This window comes from Corynebacterium stationis (assembly GCF_001941345.1).
GTDB classification, from domain to species: Bacteria; Actinomycetota; Actinomycetes; order Mycobacteriales; family Mycobacteriaceae; genus Corynebacterium; species Corynebacterium stationis.
In genome coordinates this window covers 241,737-257,752 of sequence record NZ_CP009251.1, presented here as the reverse complement: position 1 = coordinate 257,752, position 16,016 = coordinate 241,737, and the positions used below count along the sequence as shown (strand labels likewise).

The 16,016-nt window shown below is 53.9% G+C and carries 16 protein-coding genes and 1 tRNA gene; 9 read left to right on the top strand and 8 right to left on the bottom strand.

Annotation, left to right across the window (positions count from 1 at the left end):
• Positions 1-109 precede the first annotated feature (109 nt).
• From CSTAT_RS13740 to CSTAT_RS13400, 4 genes are all read left to right on the top strand, one after another.
• On the top strand, positions 110-247 hold the full coding sequence (locus CSTAT_RS13740) for a helix-turn-helix domain-containing protein (RefSeq protein WP_336469899.1): 138 nt from the start codon (positions 110-112) through the stop codon (positions 245-247).
• A gap of 128 nt (positions 248-375) precedes the next feature.
• On the top strand, positions 376-804 hold the full coding sequence (locus tag CSTAT_RS13735; protein ID WP_244892869.1) for an IS30 family transposase: 429 nt from the start codon (positions 376-378) through the stop codon (positions 802-804).
• Between the two features lies 1 nt (position 805).
• Positions 806-1,051: an IS30 family transposase gene (locus CSTAT_RS13730; protein ID WP_244892868.1), complete on the top strand. Its 246-nt coding sequence runs from the start codon at positions 806-808 to the stop codon at positions 1,049-1,051.
• 14 nt (positions 1,052-1,065) lie between these two features.
• Positions 1,066-1,224, top strand: a complete 159-nt coding sequence (locus CSTAT_RS13400; protein ID WP_156845078.1) for a hypothetical protein — start codon at positions 1,066-1,068, stop codon at positions 1,222-1,224.
• A gap of 32 nt (positions 1,225-1,256) precedes the next feature.
• On the opposite strand, the gene tgt is transcribed toward CSTAT_RS13400, so the two are convergent.
• Complete coding sequence (tgt, locus tag CSTAT_RS01330; RefSeq protein ID WP_075722216.1) at positions 1,257-2,525, bottom strand: tRNA guanosine(34) transglycosylase Tgt; 1,269 nt, start codon at positions 2,523-2,525, stop codon at positions 1,257-1,259.
• A gap of 11 nt (positions 2,526-2,536) precedes the next feature.
• Complete coding sequence (locus tag CSTAT_RS01325) at positions 2,537-5,065, bottom strand: MMPL family transporter (RefSeq protein WP_075722215.1); 2,529 nt, start codon at positions 5,063-5,065, stop codon at positions 2,537-2,539.
• Between the two features lie 309 nt (positions 5,066-5,374).
• Here CSTAT_RS01325 and CSTAT_RS01320 point away from each other — a divergent pair, with 309 nt between their 5' ends.
• Genes CSTAT_RS01320 through CSTAT_RS01310 form a run of 3 tightly spaced genes read left to right on the top strand, consistent with a single transcriptional unit; the run spans position 5,375 to position 9,906 of the window.
• A complete protein-coding gene (locus CSTAT_RS01320; RefSeq protein WP_075722214.1) occupies positions 5,375-6,319 on the top strand; it encodes a pyridoxal-phosphate dependent enzyme in 945 nt (314 codons plus the stop codon).
• A complete protein-coding gene (locus CSTAT_RS01315) occupies positions 6,319-8,973 on the top strand; it encodes an FAD/NAD(P)-binding protein (RefSeq protein ID WP_075722213.1) in 2,655 nt (884 codons plus the stop codon). Before CSTAT_RS01320 ends, CSTAT_RS01315 begins: the two co-directional genes overlap by 1 nt.
• A 54-nt stretch (positions 8,974-9,027) precedes the next feature.
• On the top strand, positions 9,028-9,906 hold the full coding sequence (locus CSTAT_RS01310; RefSeq protein WP_075722212.1) for an SDR family oxidoreductase: 879 nt from the start codon (positions 9,028-9,030) through the stop codon (positions 9,904-9,906).
• A 14-nt stretch (positions 9,907-9,920) separates the two neighbouring features.
• On the opposite strand, the gene CSTAT_RS01305 is transcribed toward CSTAT_RS01310, so the two are convergent.
• From CSTAT_RS01305 to CSTAT_RS01280, 6 genes are all read right to left on the bottom strand, one after another.
• The gene (locus CSTAT_RS01305; protein WP_075722211.1) at positions 9,921-10,949 is read right to left on the bottom strand and encodes a cation efflux transmembrane domain-containing protein; all 1,029 of its coding nucleotides are present in this window, start codon (positions 10,947-10,949) and stop codon (positions 9,921-9,923) included.
• Positions 10,946-11,416, bottom strand: coding sequence for a transporter substrate-binding domain-containing protein (locus tag CSTAT_RS01300; RefSeq protein WP_066792229.1), 471 nt, complete (start codon positions 11,414-11,416; stop codon positions 10,946-10,948). The genes CSTAT_RS01305 and CSTAT_RS01300 overlap by 4 nt, the downstream gene beginning before the upstream one ends.
• 595 nt (positions 11,417-12,011) lie before the next feature.
• A tRNA-Ser gene (locus CSTAT_RS01295) sits at positions 12,012-12,102 on the bottom strand.
• Between the two features lie 107 nt (positions 12,103-12,209).
• Positions 12,210-12,422, bottom strand: coding sequence for a CsbD family protein (locus CSTAT_RS01290; protein WP_066792228.1), 213 nt, complete (start codon positions 12,420-12,422; stop codon positions 12,210-12,212).
• A 51-nt stretch (positions 12,423-12,473) separates the two neighbouring features.
• A complete protein-coding gene (locus CSTAT_RS01285) occupies positions 12,474-12,920 on the bottom strand; it encodes a nucleoside deaminase (RefSeq protein ID WP_075722210.1) in 447 nt (148 codons plus the stop codon).
• A gap of 58 nt (positions 12,921-12,978) precedes the next feature.
• Entirely contained in the window at positions 12,979-13,473 is a 495-nt protein-coding gene (locus tag CSTAT_RS01280; protein ID WP_075722209.1) for a tRNA adenosine deaminase-associated protein, read from the bottom strand.
• A 38-nt stretch (positions 13,474-13,511) separates the two neighbouring features.
• On the opposite strand from CSTAT_RS01280, the gene CSTAT_RS01275 reads away from it, so the two are divergent.
• Together CSTAT_RS01275 and CSTAT_RS01270 are read left to right on the top strand one after the other, a co-directional pair.
• Positions 13,512-14,528 carry a prephenate dehydrogenase gene (locus CSTAT_RS01275; RefSeq protein WP_075722208.1) on the top strand — a complete coding sequence of 339 codons (1,017 nt, stop codon included), beginning with the start codon at positions 13,512-13,514 and terminating at the stop codon, positions 14,526-14,528.
• A 404-nt stretch (positions 14,529-14,932) separates the two neighbouring features.
• Positions 14,933-16,015, top strand: a complete 1,083-nt coding sequence (locus CSTAT_RS01270; protein WP_075722207.1) for a type I restriction enzyme HsdR N-terminal domain-containing protein — start codon at positions 14,933-14,935, stop codon at positions 16,013-16,015.
• Position 16,016 lies beyond the last annotated feature (1 nt).

Below are 16,016 nucleotides of genomic sequence, written 5' to 3'. Positions count from 1 at the left end.
CTGAGCCTAAGCTGCCACCAGGGGTTAACCCGTATACACAGATACACCCTCGGTATTTAAGCCATGCAGAGCGCGTGATGATTGCTGATCTGTACCGGGGGGACACAGCATACGAGAAATTGCCCGCAGACTGGAACGTTCGCATTCTTTTATCAGCCGCGAGCTACGCCGCGACCACAGCGCCGAGGGGCCTTATCGCCCAGAAGATGCCCAATTAAAAGCCACCGCACGCAGAGCGCGCCCATAAATAGGCAAGCTGATGGCATCACCCCCACTGCGTAAGTATGTCGTGGAAGCGCTGCGGGCACAATGGTCACCAGAAGAAATTGCTGGGCGTATCCTTCCATGACTTTCTAAGATGACCAGGAGATGCGAGTGAGCCATGAAACCATCTACGAAGCGTTCTATCTAGAGCCGAAAGGACGACTAAAAGACCTAGGCCTAAGTCTTCCGACCGGACGGACACGTCGACGAAAGCGCACCAGCCCACGTGAAAACAAAGCTAATGACTGGTTTGTCGACAAAATGATACTCATTGATGACCGCCCTGACGAGGTCAGTCAACGAGTCATTCCAGGCCACTGGGAAGGTGATCTCATTCTAGGAGCACGTAATAAATCCGCGGTCATCACCTTGGTTGAACGTGTCAGCAGGTTCGTCGTCCTAGGCCAGCTACCTGGCCGTCACGACTCAACCTCGGTATTAGAAGCGCTGAAGAATACTGTGCAGCATCTTGATAAATCCGTGTGGTCATCAATAACCTGGGACCAGGGATCAGAAATGCCCACGACACAAAGCGTTTAGCATGGCCACCGATATTCCTGTCTACTTCGCACATCCTGGATCCCCCTGGGAGCGCGGCAGTAATGAAAACACTAATGGCCGACTGCGGCGAAACCTTCCCAAATCTTCAGACCTGTCGCAATACACTGCTGAAGACTTAGAGATGATTGCCAATATTCACAACCACAAACCCAGGAAGGTCCTGGGCTGGAAAACCCCAGCCGAAATCATGACACAAGCCCTAAGAGAAACCGGTAGCATCACCTAAATACACATCCACCGGTGCAACGACGCCTAGAATTCAAGTACTGCGTTGATTCCCAAGAACTCATCAACTTGGTGGCAGTAGCCATGCGCCACAAGATTCCGGCCTCAGCACTTGGCGATGGCATCTATACCCACCCATCCAGCACCGAGGTCTTCCACGCACTCTTGTCCTAACCCGGCAGGGGTACTCCCCACTGGGGTACCCCCTACTTCTTGTTGGCGTAGTACCGTCCCATGAATTCATCGCGGTAGGCCTCGTAGTAGCCGCCATCGATGGATTTGCGGATGTTATCAACCAGGGTGATCATAAATTGCAGGTTGTGGATGGTGCATAAGGTTCCCGCTAAGAATTCCTTCGCCTTGAGCAAGTGGTGAATGTACGCGCGGGAGTAGTTCTCTGAAACGTACCCACCGAATTCTTCATCGATACCGGTGAAATCGCGCTTGAACTTCGCGCCCATCAAATTCATGCGCCCATCAAGTGTGTATACGCCACCGCGACGTCCCAAACGAGTTGGTGCGACGCAGTCAAAGGTATCGGCACCAGCTTCAATCGCGGTGAACATGTCATCAGGTTCAGAAATACCGAGTAGGTGACGTGGCTTGTTCTCCGGCAGCTCATCGCAGCACCAGCCCACAATCGTGCCCAGGTTTTCTTTCTCCAAAGCACCACCGATGCCGAAGCCGCCGAAACCGCGCTTGCCTTCGGCTTCTGCTTGCTCTGATAGCTGCACTAGGCCACGGGTAGCCTGACGGCGCAGGTCTTCATACTGTGCTCCTTGGACTACGCCCCACAGCGACTGCTTCGGGCGGTGCGTGCGCTCATTGGTCAACCGGTCATGTTCATCGAGGCAGCGCTTGGCCCAGCGGTGAGTGCGCTCCACAGATTCTTCCTGGTACTGACGGGTATCGACCAGCGTGGTTAATTCATCGAAAGCAAACATGATGTCAGCACCTAGGCCGTGCTGAATCTGCATCGAAAATTCTGGGGTAAATCGATGCTTGGAACCATCGATGAAAGAGCGGAAATCCACGCCGTCTTCATCGACATGCGCAAGGCGTTCTTTCTTGGCCGCGCGTATATCGCCTTCGGTCAACTTTGCCACGTCCATGGCCAAGACCTTCTTAAAACCCACGCCCAAGCTCATGACCTGGAATCCCCCGGAGTCGGTATAAGTCGGGCCATCCCAGTTTTCAAAGGCTGCAACGCCACCTGCTTCATCCACGATATCGTGGCCTGGCTGCAGGTAGAGGTGATAAGCGTTGGATAAAATCGCCTGCGCGCCGGTGGCTTTAATCTGCTCCGGGGTCAAAGTCTTCACCGTTGCCTTGGTGGCAACGGGAATGAAGGCAGGGGTTTGGATATCACCGTGCGGGGTATGGATAACCCCGGTACGACCATGTTTGCCGGGGCTGCCATCGCCCAGGCGGGTAGTCACATCAAAGGAAAGATCATCAGCGTGCTCGTGGCTCATAGCCAACCAGTCTAATCTGCGCGGGCGCGTTCCTTCTCTTCCCACTCTTTTTCCAAAGCCGTGCCTTCAATATCCAGCGGCGGCATGATCTTATCCAGCCACTTGGGCATCCACCAGGTTGCTTTGCCCATCAAGAACATCGTGGCCGGCACCAGAGACATGCGAATGAAGAAGGCATCGAAGAATACCGAGACTGCCAGCGCGAAACCAAAGATTTGAATGAACGGCAATGGCTGGTTGATGAAGGCCACGAACACCGAAATCATAATGATCGCAGCGGCTGTGACCACGCGCGCACCTTGGGTAAAGCCCACGATGGTGGATTCATCCACGCCCGAATACGGGGATCCAGGAGAAGGCTGACCATTCGTGTGCGAGTAGTGCTCACGCATGCGCGTGACTAGAAAGACCTGGTAGTCCATGGCCAAACCAAAGGTCACGCCGATGAGGAAGATCGGCATAAAGGAAATCAGCGGACCTGGGGCTGGTACCAAATCCCACAGGCCTTGCTGCCAGACCAAGACGGTCAGACCGAAGGCACTACCAACGGAAAGCAAGAAGCCAAGCGCTGCGACCAGCGGCACCAAAAGTGAGCGGAAGACCAAGAACAGCAGCAAGATGGCAAGACCGACCACAATAGCCAGATACACCGGCATGGCTTCTTCGAGGCGCTCGGTGATATCCAGCTGGACTGCGGTTAAGCCAGTCATTCCCAAATCTGCACCGGTAGCATCTTCAATGCGCTCTGTGGCATCGCGCAAGGCACTGGCAACGCCGACGGTGGCGGCATCGGTAGGAGAAGTCTGCGGAGAGACCATAATCTGTGCTGCTTGGCCGTCTTCACTCAGGCCCACGATTTGTGCATGGCGCACGCCACCGACGCGCTTGAGCGCATCCGCGGTGTACATGTACGACGACAGCTGTGCTTGCTCAGTCGGCGTGGAATCCTCGCCTTGGGCATCCATCAAGGACTGCAATGCAGGTGCATCGGCATTGATATTTTCTGCATCGACGATGACCAAGAAAGGACCGTTGACGCCGGGGTAGAAACCTTCGGACAGCAAGTCAGCGGCCTTGCGCTGCGTGGTATCTGGATTTGAGGTGGTATCCGCTGGCAGCGATAGTTCCATATCCAGTACCGGCGCGGATAGTGCACCGAGGCTCAAGACCACAAAGGCCATAACGACACCGGGCATCTTGCGCACCAGGCGTACCCAGCGATTACCCATCGTCGGCGTCATGCGGAAGGTCCCGCGGGAAGAGTCTGCTAAAGCTCCACTCTCCCGCGAAGCTTTAGCATCGCCGTCAGCATCTTCATTAGCCCCGTCTACGCCCATCTCTTGGGCAAGCCGCTGCGACTGTGCAGCATGCTTAGAGGCCTTGTGCTTCTTCACGCGTCGGCGATTGCCAGCTACGCCAGGAATGCGTCCGGCGAAAGCTTTATCACCCAAGAGACCCAACAACGCTGGAATCAAGGTGAGCGACACAATAACTGCAATGGCCACGGTAGCGGCGGCAGCGAGACCCATCGCTGTGAGGAAGCCAATATTGGCCACAACGAGAGCGAAAAGCGCGATAAAGACCGTGGCACCGGCGAAGACCACCGAAGAACCGGCGGTGCCTGCAGCCATACCGGCGGCATCGGGGCCATCTTTCGTCGCGCGTTCCGAGCGGTACCGCGACAGAATGAACAAGGCGTAGTCAATGCCCACAGCCAGGCCGATCATTACCGCGAGGACTGGAGTGATGTTGTTGAGTTCGACCCAGTGGGTGGCAATAAATAGTCCGAGAGATCCGAGGCCAACGCCAACCACCGCGGAAATTAGCGGCATACCGGCTGAAACCAAGGACCCAAAGGTAAAGATCAGCACCAAGAAAGCCACACCGATACCAATAATCTCCGAGGTAGTATTCACCGCGATTTCATCGCCGAAACCCGCACCACCTGCTTCGACCTGCAGGCCCAAATCGCGGCCTAGGTTCATAGCATCAGTAACGGTATCCTTGTCTGATTGCTCTACCGAATAAGGGCTTTCCGCATCAAAATCGAAAGTGGTGTACGCGATGGTCTCATCATCATTGACCATCGAGAGATTCTCAGCGTCTTCGCGCGCGGATTCTTCCGGCAGACCCATATCCGTGAACTGAGAAATTACTTCCTCTTCCAGCCGTGGCGAGACCTCCAACGGGTTGCCAAAACGCATGGTATCACCCATATCCAGGTTGTTTTCTAGATATGAGATAACCTCATCGATAGCCGCCTGATTGTCCGGGTCAGACAGCTTCTCACCATCTGGGGCTTTAAATACCAAGTTGACCGATGCCGAATTAGCGGGGTTACCCCCCTCGGGGAACAGCTCCATGGTGCGGTAGGTTGCCTCAATCGCTGGGGTTCCAGAAATTGAGAACTCCTGTGTCATCGGCTTTAACAGCGCCGCTGCTGCACCGCCGACGCCGGCGAGCAACAGTACCCACGCAATGATGACTTTCCACTTGTTGAGGTACGACCAGCGACCTACGCGGAAAAGAAACTTAGCCACAGTGACAAACTACCTTCAAGCAGACAACGGAAAATAACCTAAAAAGACTCGAGCGAGACTAGAGCCTCTAGTTTAAGCATGGATCAACGTTGAAGAAATCTCGCGGACCATATCTCGTTATTTCTATTTTTCTCTCCCCGAAGTTTGTGTCCTGAAACCCCCTGGAACGTTCTTCTTCATCGGCTCTAAACTCCAATTCCACCGAGCCTTCCACTGCCGAACCACGCCCCGTTAAACACTTAGAAATGGCCTCTGTGAATATTCTCAATTCCCGCGCTGACTGTTTCAAACGCATGTAAGCTCGCATTCATGGAACACAACTCCGCTCGCACAATCGTCGACGCTATCGGCAACACTCCGCTTGTTCGGCTTGATAGGCTTGCTCGCAATTGGAACTTCAACTTGTGGGCGAAACTCGAAGCTTATAATCCCGGGGGCAGTGCTAAAGACCGAACGGCTCACGCTATGGTCACTGCCAGCCAGTTAAAACCTGGAGACACTGTCGTCGAATCCAGTTCCGGCAATCTCGGTATCGCGCTGTCACGCGAAGCCGTCCTCGGGGACTGGACTTTCCACTGTGTCGTCGACCCACGCGCGAACCGCACCACCATCGCTCACATGAAAGCGCTTGGCACCGTAGTTCATCAAATCACCGAACCAGATCCTGATACTGGGGATTGGTTGGTTGCGCGTCGGGCCCGGGTAGCAGAGCTCCTTGCTCAGATGCCGGATGCCACGTGTCTAGATCAGTATTCCAATACAGCTGCCTTCGTAGCACACGACGAAGGCACGATGACAGAAATCGTTAACCAATTAGGGCACGCACCGGATCATCTACTGGTGGCAGTAAGCACTACGGGAACCATTGGCGGATGTCTGCAGCACGTCGCCACGCACGGCTTAGACACCCAAGTCACTGCAGTGGATGCGGAAGGTTCAGTTCTTTTCGACGGACACCCCGGCACCCGCCATCTTCCGGGGTTTGGTGCAGGCATGGTGCCGGAACTGTCCAAGAAAATTTCCCCGCATCGTGTTCTACGTATTGATGACCGCGCCTCTGTCGAAGCTGCCCGAAAACTGGTAAGAACTGAGGCCATCTTGCCCGGCGCGTCCGGAGGAGCTGTCATCGCCGCAGTGGAAAAGCTGAGTGCGGACATCCCAGCTGGCAGTGATGTTGTGGTTATCGTGCACGACGATGGAACGCGTTATATGGACACAATCTATAACGACGATTGGGTGGAGGAAAATCTGTAATGAAGGTGGCAATCATCGGTGGTGGACCCCGCGGCTTGTGGGCCGCCGAGGAACTACTTGAGCTTGCACGACAACGGTCAGCCGACGTGGATCTCCACGTATACGACGACGGGCGTGGATTAGCTTATGATGTCACTCAGCCCGAAGAATGGCTGGTTAATGTTCGCTCCTCTATCATCCGTACTCAGCTAGGAAAATTCGACGACTGGCTGCGTGATCGCGGTGTGGAAACGGAATATCCCCCTCGCCGGATGGTGGGTGAATTCCTCTCGGATTCTTGGGCTGCGTTGAAACAGCATATTCCCCGGGGTTGCAAACTAACAGAACACACCACCCACGTGGAAGAGCTTGCACCGGCTGCGGAATCTGACGGCCGCTGGACTATCCACGGTGAGCGCTTCGATGAAGTCCTGCTTGCTACCGGTCACGCCTTGAGCTGGCCTGGGGCACTATCTCCCGCTGATATCCCTAACAATGTTCGACTCATTTCTTCGCCGTATCCGGCAAGTAACTTGGAAGGTATCGGGCTTCAGGATCGGGTCTTGGTGCGTGGCGCAGCGCTGACTTTCATCGATATTACCCGCGCATGTCATCCGGCTGTGTTTATTCCTATAACCCGTACCGGCCAGCTAATGACCGTTAAGCCCGATACCGCAGGTCTTGACCTGAGCGATATTTTGGACGCGGGGTCTAAGAAAATTCGCGAAGTAAAGGACTTGTCCGCCCTTCGAGCGGTGCTTGACGAGGTTTCCCAACAAGTTCAGCAGCACGCTGGCATAGACGATGATGCATGGGGGTTAGGTGTTGCTTGGCGCGACATGTATCCCAGCATTGTAGAACGTGCTTCTTACGAAGGTCGCGACAGTTTAGTTGGATTTGCAGAGTTAGCGCGTGAAATGGAACGGGTAGCATTTGGCCCACCGCCCGAAAGTGCTGCTTACCTCAACGATCTCGTCGAAAAAGGTACTGTCGATATTTCCCATTTGGGCCGCGGTGACGAACCCCTGGCAGACCTTGTCCGAGAGCTCGATATCACCGTGGTTATCGATGCTGTGATACCACCGCCTGGGGTTGTTCCTGGAACTTTAATTAGTCACCTGGTTGAACAAGGCCACGCGCACATTCGTCCAGGGACGAGAGGATTAGATGTAGATCCTGACGGCACTGTCGTAGGGCAGCAGCATTTAGCTGCGGTAGGACGAATGACCGAAGACGTCGTATTGGGAAACGACACGTTATCGCGCACCCTGCACCGCGTCATTCCACGCTGGGCTCAACGTGTGATCAACAGTGCGAGTACTACTCCCCGTCACGCTCATGGCATCCCACCGCTCACCGCTCGTATCGAGCCTTGGGCTCAAGAACTAGCGGCTGATCCCGCTGCATGTCGCGACCTAGTGAGGGAGTTCGGAAGCCCCGTCAACGTCTTGCATGCAGGTGCTCTTCCTCGCAATATTGACGAACTGGTGAACGCGGGAAAGCAGATGGGTGTGGACACCCACATTTTCTTTGCTCGCAAGGCTAATAAAGCACTGACTTTCGTCGACGCGGTGCGCGATGCAGGCCATGGCGTAGATGTAGCCAGCGAGCGTGAACTCACACAGGTTCTGGATCGTGGGGTAGCAGGTGAGCGTATCATCTTGTCCGCAGCGATTAAGCCAGATCGTCTCTTGCAGTTGGCTATTTCCAATGGTGTGGTTATCTCTGCAGATTCACGAGCCGAATTTGATCGAATTGCCGCTTTAGCTGGCAACCAAGCCGCCTTGGTTGCTCCACGTGTGGCTCCTGATCCTTCTTTGCTGCCGCCGACGCGCTTTGGTGAAAGATCTGCGCAGTGGGCGGAGCATCTCTCTGTTCCAACTCCTGGTGTCAATGTCGTCGGCTTGCATGTCCACCTCCATGGCTACGCCGCAGCAGATCGTGCTACGGCTCTTCGGGAATGTTGCGAACTCGTTGATACTCTGCGCGCGTGCGGGCATACTCCCCACTTCATTGATCTCGGCGGCGGCGTTCCGATGAGCTACATCGATTCCGCTGAGCAGTGGGCGCGCTACCAAGACGCACGCGCTGCTGTGCTGGATGGTTATGCCGACCCTTTCACATGGAAAGCTGATCCTCTCTCCAACACCTATCCTTTCCACCAATCCCCGGTTCGTGGAGCGTGGTTGAAAGACGTACTCTCCGACGGTGTTGCGCAGATGCTCATCGACCGTGGGCTACGTCTGCACCTGGAACCTGGTCGAAGCTTGCTTGATGGGTGTGGACTCATCCTGACCGAAGTTGCCTTTGTGAAAACCCGCAGTGACGGTTTACCTCTGGTAGGTGTGGCTATGAACCGTACGCAGTGCCGGACGACATCCGACGATTACCTTATTGATCCACTACACATCACTGACAGTGATACCAACCATGTCGACGTCGACGGCGAAGAGCTCGAAGCGTATCTGGTGGGTGCTTATTGCATTGAAGATGAGCTAATTTTACGCCGACGCATTCGCTTCCCGCGCGGCGTTGCGCCAGGTGACATCATCGCTATTCCTAATACGGCGGGATATTTCATGCACATTCTAGAAAGCGCATCCCATCAAATCCCCCTAGCCACCAACGTCGTATGGCCGCAAGGCGAGAAAGATGACATCGAAAATCTCCCCTAATGTCCCTATGCTGGGAGGTGGCCAAAGATTCTTTCGAGGAAAGAGGTAAACACAATGCCACAAGATCCACGCACGCTATATCCAACCGTTGACCCAGAAAATCAAACCCAACCGGAACCGGGCCTTGACGTTGAACTATCCCCACAAGCTGACGTCGGCCTCGATAGCTATAAAGGTAGCGGCAGGCTTCAAGGCCGCAAGGCTTTAATTACCGGAGGAGATTCCGGTATTGGCGCTGCCGTGGCGATCGCGTACGCCCGCGAAGGCGCAGATGTCGCAATCGCGTACCTTCCTGAAGAACAACCTGATGCCGACCGCGTCATCCAAGCTATTGAAGATGCGGGCCAGAAAGCGTTTGCTTTCCCTGGGGACCTGAAAGACGCTGAATACTGCCGCACGCTGGTAGAAAAAACCGTCGAAGCACTTGGCGGCTTAGATATTTTGGTCAATAATGCTTCACGCCAGGTGTGGGCAGAGGGGCTGACAAATATCGACGACGATGAATTTGATAAAACCATGCAGGTCAATCTGTACGGAACTTTCCGCGTCACCAAGGCGGCAATTCCTCACCTGCAGCCAGGATCAGCCATCATCTTTACTTCTTCAGTCCAGGCTTACCAACCTTCAGAAACACTGTTGGACTACGCCATGACTAAAGCCGCGATGAACAACCTATCGAAGGGGTTGGCTACCAGTCTCATCGGTCAAGGTATTCGAGTAAACGCCGTGGCACCTGGTCCAATCTGGACACCATTGCAACCAAGCCATGGCCAGCCGCAAGAAAAGGTTGAGGGCTTTGGCCAGCACGCACCAATCGGACGCGCTGGGCACCCAGTAGAACTCGCCGGTGCCTACGTATTCCTAGCTTCGGACGAAGCAAGCTACGTAGTCGGTGAAACCCTCGGCGTCACCGGTGGATCACCAACGCCTTAAAGTCTGACAACTTATCAAGTACCGCTCTCGGATGATGCCCCGACTTGGGCTTCGGACGAGGGCGGTACTTGTTCTGCGTCTAGCTCTTCAACGACTGCTATGACTGTGTCTTGCAGTTTCCAGTCCAATTTTTCGATTCGCTTGTGCAAATCCGCAGTTTCTGCCGGAGTCGGCACATAGCCCTCTACTGGGACAACAAACAATTCTGTGTGGAAAATATGTCCCTGTTCGCGTACGCGTGCCCGGGCTTGTAAGACCCATGCGGTCTCCCGTGCAAGTTTTTCAACATCTGTGGTGAGCGGGTGTGCAGCTGAGTCATCGTAACGGGTGGCTTGTGCATCGCTCAGGCCAGTCACGGCTGCCCTGATGTTGGTAATTCCGTCTTTCACGATGGACACTGAAATTACTAAGGCGGCGATAGAGTCAGCCCACCAGAAGCCAAGTCCAATACCGAGTACGCCGATAATGGTGGCAGCTGCGGTTCCCCAATCGGCTTTCGCCATATCCGCATCAGCATAAAGCAGCTTATCGTTTAATTCTTTAGCCAATCGGAGCTTGATTCGGCCGAGGATAACCATGGGGATAGCGGAGAGGGCCATAACGACTATCATCAACCATCCCATCCAAATGTCCTGCCCGAAGAGGACAACCACTCCGATTGGGGGCTTTTCCTGCTTTATCAAAGCTGAAATCGATTCAAAGACCAGCAACCCGCCCATAACTAGCAGGGCCAGCGCTGCTGCTTGATGGCCAATCGCTATTGCACGATGATAGCCATAGGGTTGGCGCCGATTCGATGCTATTCGAACAACCCTGGATGCAATAAGAAATGCTAGTGGAGGAACCAGAGATAGCATGTCTTCCACCCACGCACTGCGCATCGCCTGGGACTGCCCAGCCACAGCACCGACCAATACGATCGTAACTATCACGAAACCAATGGTTACCTGTTCCATACGCACAGCTTTACGCATAGTCTCTTGCTGCTGCTGAGGAAGTCGATCGTGCCGCGGTTGCTTGAGTTTAGCCATTCCTAATTTCATGAAATCTCACCAAATTCCTCCGCTAAATAGCGCTCCAACGCAACCATGAGTTCGTTCTCGCCGAGCCTAGTTCCCATAACCATGCTTTCCCCATCTACTTTCGTATAAGGACGGGTGAGCGCCATATGAGTCGACCACGGAGAGGTAGAGGTTAACCCACCGATGACAATATCTAGTTGGTCTTCTTTGATTTTGCCGGCCAGCACGGACTCCGGGGCGCTGTACCATTCGACATCGGCGTCAATGCTTTCCGCGAATCCTTTAATCAGTTCCACTTCCGAACCTGAGTATTGCCCTTTGTCGGAGACTTCCGTCCACGGACGATGTTCGGAAACCCCGACGACTAAGTCCCCTGTGCGCGCCCGATCAAGGGTCCCGATAGAGTCTGCTGGAATTGTCCCGCAGGCAGACAGAAACGAAACGCAGGCTGCAATTGAAGCCGCCCGCCACCAAATGAGTCGACTCATAACTTGCTCCTTCAATCGTCACCACACAAAACTACGTAAAGTAGACAGGCCAGATTGCCCAACCTTCGGCACATTATCTAGCATTTTTAAGAAGCCTGCTGTGACCCAGTATATCGCGAACACCACGTCCTACAGCTCGATGACTGCTACTTCTACCTCATAGAAATACCGTTCGGGTAAATCGCAATGAATCAGCGCAGCACCGCTTATGAGCAGTAAAGCAAGAAACCCTATTCCCCACAGGCCGACCATTATGCCGCACGCGGAGTTCTCCTTGAACTTCCACACTGGAAAACACGGCGCCTAGGAGAGATAGGTAGCAGCGCGGTGTGGGCGCTGGTGATGAATTAGAGCTGTGCATCGGGCTGTTCAGCTCGTGGTCAGAACCAGCGGACGGGTTCTACGTGACTCTGTTTTTACTACCGCTTCGCATGTGGCCACCGATAGCCCGGTTCGAACGTCGAATCGTTTTTAAGTCACCTGGGCCAACCAACCGCGGGCCGTGGCCTTAGTGGTAGTAGCCAGAAAGCACGAACCCCGGGGTCATCGCCTGAAATCTAGTTCAAACAATGCCCCGGGGTAGGCTTTGAAAATTTGGCGGTGGCGGAGGGATTTGAACCCTCGGTTGGGGGTTACCCAACACTCGCTTTCGAGGCGAGAACCTTCGGCCGCTCGGACACGCCACCGCGAACAAGGTTACTGCAGCATAAACGCAGACACCAAATCGCCGCCGCTTTAAGCCAAAAAGGAAAGCAACGGCGAAGGGCTCAAGCCTGGAGAAAAGAAAAGTTAATTACTTTTCGTTCTCATCCTTCTTGAAAGAACCAATAACTTTATTGGCCTTATCCTTAATCGCTTCACCTGCGTCGGAAGCCTTTTCCTTCGCATCAGCAATGACCTGATCAGCCTTGCCTTCGTTGGCAGCCTTGTGGTCACCCGTTGCTTCGCCGTAGGTTTCCTTTGCCTTGCCGACGAGGTCGTCCTTCTTGTTTTCAAAATCGCCCATGGTGAGCCTCCTTGTAGTGTTGAGCGGTGTTTACTCTTTCCATGATACGCATCATTTCCGCGTGGTGGTGCGTAAGTTTTGAAAGAAATCTCGCAATAATTCTTGGCATTGTGCTTCTGACACGCCTGCGCGCACCTCGGGGACAAACAGTGCGCCGGGGGCACGCAGGACATCAACAAGTGAGCCGCACGCCCCAGTTTTCGGTTCCCAAGCGCCAAAGACCACCGAGCCTATCCGGGCGGCCTGTGCTGCGCCTGCACACATCGCGCACGGCTCCAGCGTCACCACCAGTTCGCAATGTTCCAACCGCCAGGAATCACCCAAGGCGCGCGCAGCAGCGCGGATGGCTTCAACCTCAGCGTGCGCGGTGGGGTCAGCTAATTGCTCACGGCGGTTTACTCCAGTGGCCAGCTCCGTGCCGTCGGGGGCGTAGATAACCGCCCCGACAGGGATATCGCTTGCCGGGGTTGAGGCTGCAACTTCTAGAGCGCGTTGCATTCGCACTTTTGCTTGTCGATGTCCCCTAGACTCCGGCAACCCTCCCGCCTTTGTCACGTTAGGAATTGATTTCTTCTTCGAGCTCATCTCCGAAACCTAGCTCGCCAGCGATCCGCAGCAACATGTCTGAGGGGTAGTCCTCATCATTGTCGACATAGGCTGCTAGCTGATATTCATTCACGCCCAAATCTTCAAAGATGTCGAAATCGCCATCGCCGTAGCCATCCACGTCATCTAGATCAGCCGGGTCAATATCGGGGATTTCGCAGCCGGCTTCTTCTAATATGCCGGCGGCAAAGTCATCATCGACAGCCATGGTCGCATCAGAGATAAACCAGCGCGCCCCGCCCGGAACTGGGCGAACTACTACAAAATAGTCATCATCTACGCATAAAAGGGCAAAGGCCGCACCTTCGGAACGCAATGTGCGTACCGCGTTTAAAGAATCCTGCGGGTTGTTGAAAGGATCGTTATAGCTGCGCACGTTCCATGTGCCAGCGCCCAATGCTACGGTGACGGCAAATGAGTAGCCGTCGAAGTCGTCATCGCTCATATGCGTGAGATTAGTCGTTTTATGCCAGAATTGTCACTGTGAGTTCAAAAGAAGTGTTTCGACCTACCTGCATCATCGGCTTAGGTTTGATCGGTGGTTCCCTCCTGCGTGATGTCGCTGCCCGCGGCGCTACTGTTTATGGTTTCAATCGTTCTACCTCTGGCGTGCGCGCTGCGATTAAAGAAGGCTTCGATGCCTCGGATGATCTTGTCGCGACCTTGCAGCGGGCGGCTGCCGATGAAGCCCTCATCGTCATCGCCGTGCCCATGCATGCGGTGGGCGATATTCTTGATGCCATCAAAGAGCATGCCCCCAATTGTGGCTTTACCGACGTCGTCTCCGTGAAAGCGGAAGTACTCCGCCTGGTCAAAGACCACGGTTTAGAAGCTCACTATGTTGGTTCCCACCCGATGGCTGGTACCGCCGATTCTGGGTGGAAGCACTCTCACACCGGCCTGTTTAAGCAGGCCGCGTGGGCGATCGCCTTTGACTATGCTGTAGAAAACGAAGACCCGGGCAAGTTTTGGATTGAGGTGTTTACCGATGTCACCAAGCTGATCCAACTCGCCGGCGCTGAAGCTATCCCTGTCGAAGTTGCCAACCACGATGCCGCAGTCGCCCGCGTATCGCATCTGCCGCATGTCTTGGCTGAAGCCTTGGCAGTAGTCGGCGATAACGGCGGAATTCTCGCGCAATCACTTGCCGCAAGCTCATTCAAAGACGGCACCCGCGTGGCCGGAACTTCGCCTGCATTGGTGCGCCAAATGTGTGAAACCAACTCCGCAGCGCTTGTCGATGTCCTCGATGAAGCACTTATCTTGCTTGCCGATGCCCGCGATAACCTCGCCGCCGACCCTGCCGACATTTCCTACTTGGCCGATGCCGGCTACCGCGCCCGCACTCGCTTAAACGCCCGCTCCGGCGCGCACAAGAACTCGGTCTCCCCCGTCAAGATTTCTTCCCGCCCTGTGCTTCGCCTCAAGCCCGGCGCTTATGGCTGGGTCTCGACCCTCAAGCAAGCCGAATCCTTGGGCGGGCGCATCGAGGTTTTCTAAGGCCTCATCCATTGAACCTTCGGTCCTGAGTCTTTAGCTCGGGCCGTTGTCATTTCAATCCCTATTTTAAATGGTTCACGGAGCAGAACTCTTCCCCCTTCGCCCGTATCGAATGCTGGGCTCTTCAGGTGGTAGACCCTGAATGGCGATTTCTAATATTCGAACACAACGTTGAGCCCACGTCCGGCGCGAGATCTACACTTCTAATTGCAGCCCCAAAATTAGAAGTATGTATAAGATAACCTTGATGACATACCGCAACGGGATTTGCACGACGCATACATCACCCTAGCTCTAGAAACATCAATCTTGGAGCCAACAAGTGGGCCACCTTAACCCTATTTCCCAGATTGCGTTATTTCTCACGCATTCTTTAACCCCTACTTTGAAAGAGATCACTTCCCATGAGTATTGATCAGGCGGTCTATGCACTCGCAGCTAAAGTCCGTGAACTCAAGCCCATTATCGAAACTGAGGAAGCCACGAAAACAGCTTTCATCATTCCTTTTATCAGCACTGTTCTTGGGTACGATGTCACCGATCCGCGTGAGGTCATTCCTGAATACACTGCAGATATTGGGATCAAGAAGGGCGAAAAAGTAGATTTCGCCATCAAATCCGGTAATGACTTCCGATTCCTGATCGAGTGCAAGAAGGTTGGCGAACCGCTACGCCTTGATCACGCTAATCAGCTAGTCCGCTATTTCAATGTGACGGATACTGAATTCGCAATTCTCACTAATGGTGAAGTCTACGAATTTTATGCACAACTAGATGCAGCGAACCGCATGGACGAAAAACCATTCATGACCATTGATCTTTCAAATATTGATGCTCGGGTCTTTCCACACCTAGAAATGTGTACTAAGACTCACTTTGATTCTGAAACAATCGCTGCCAGCGCTGAACAACTTAGGTACATTTCTGAGATTCGAAAAGTTCTTTCTGCGCAGCTCAAAGAACCAGATTCCGATTGGGTAAAGCAGATTGCCGCCCGTGTGACGTCCCGCAGGATGACAGCTCAGAACCTTGAAATTTTCACGAAACTCATCACAACGGCACAAGCCCAGTTCTTGAAGGATGAAGCAAACCGCCGACTTCGTTCTGCTCAAGATTATGAGGAAATCGTATCGCCTCAAAAAGAGGAACCGGTAGAAACTAACGAACCTGAAGCATTAGAGCCATCAGACGGCATCATCACCACTGACACGGAAATTCAAGGGTTCGGGATAATTCGTGCGATCTGCTGTAGCGAAGTTCCAATCAATGACATCACTATGCGTGATGCCAAATCGTATTGCGCGATTTTGTACCAAGATAACAACCGTAAGCCTCTTGCACGCCTTTTCTTCGACCGTAAAATCCCGCGGATCGGCATTTTCAATGAGGATCGCGAGATGGAAGTTTTTGATCTCAACGCTATCGAAGATATCTACAATTACTCGGATCTATTGCGCGAACGGTGCAGGGCACTTCGCGATAGCTAAA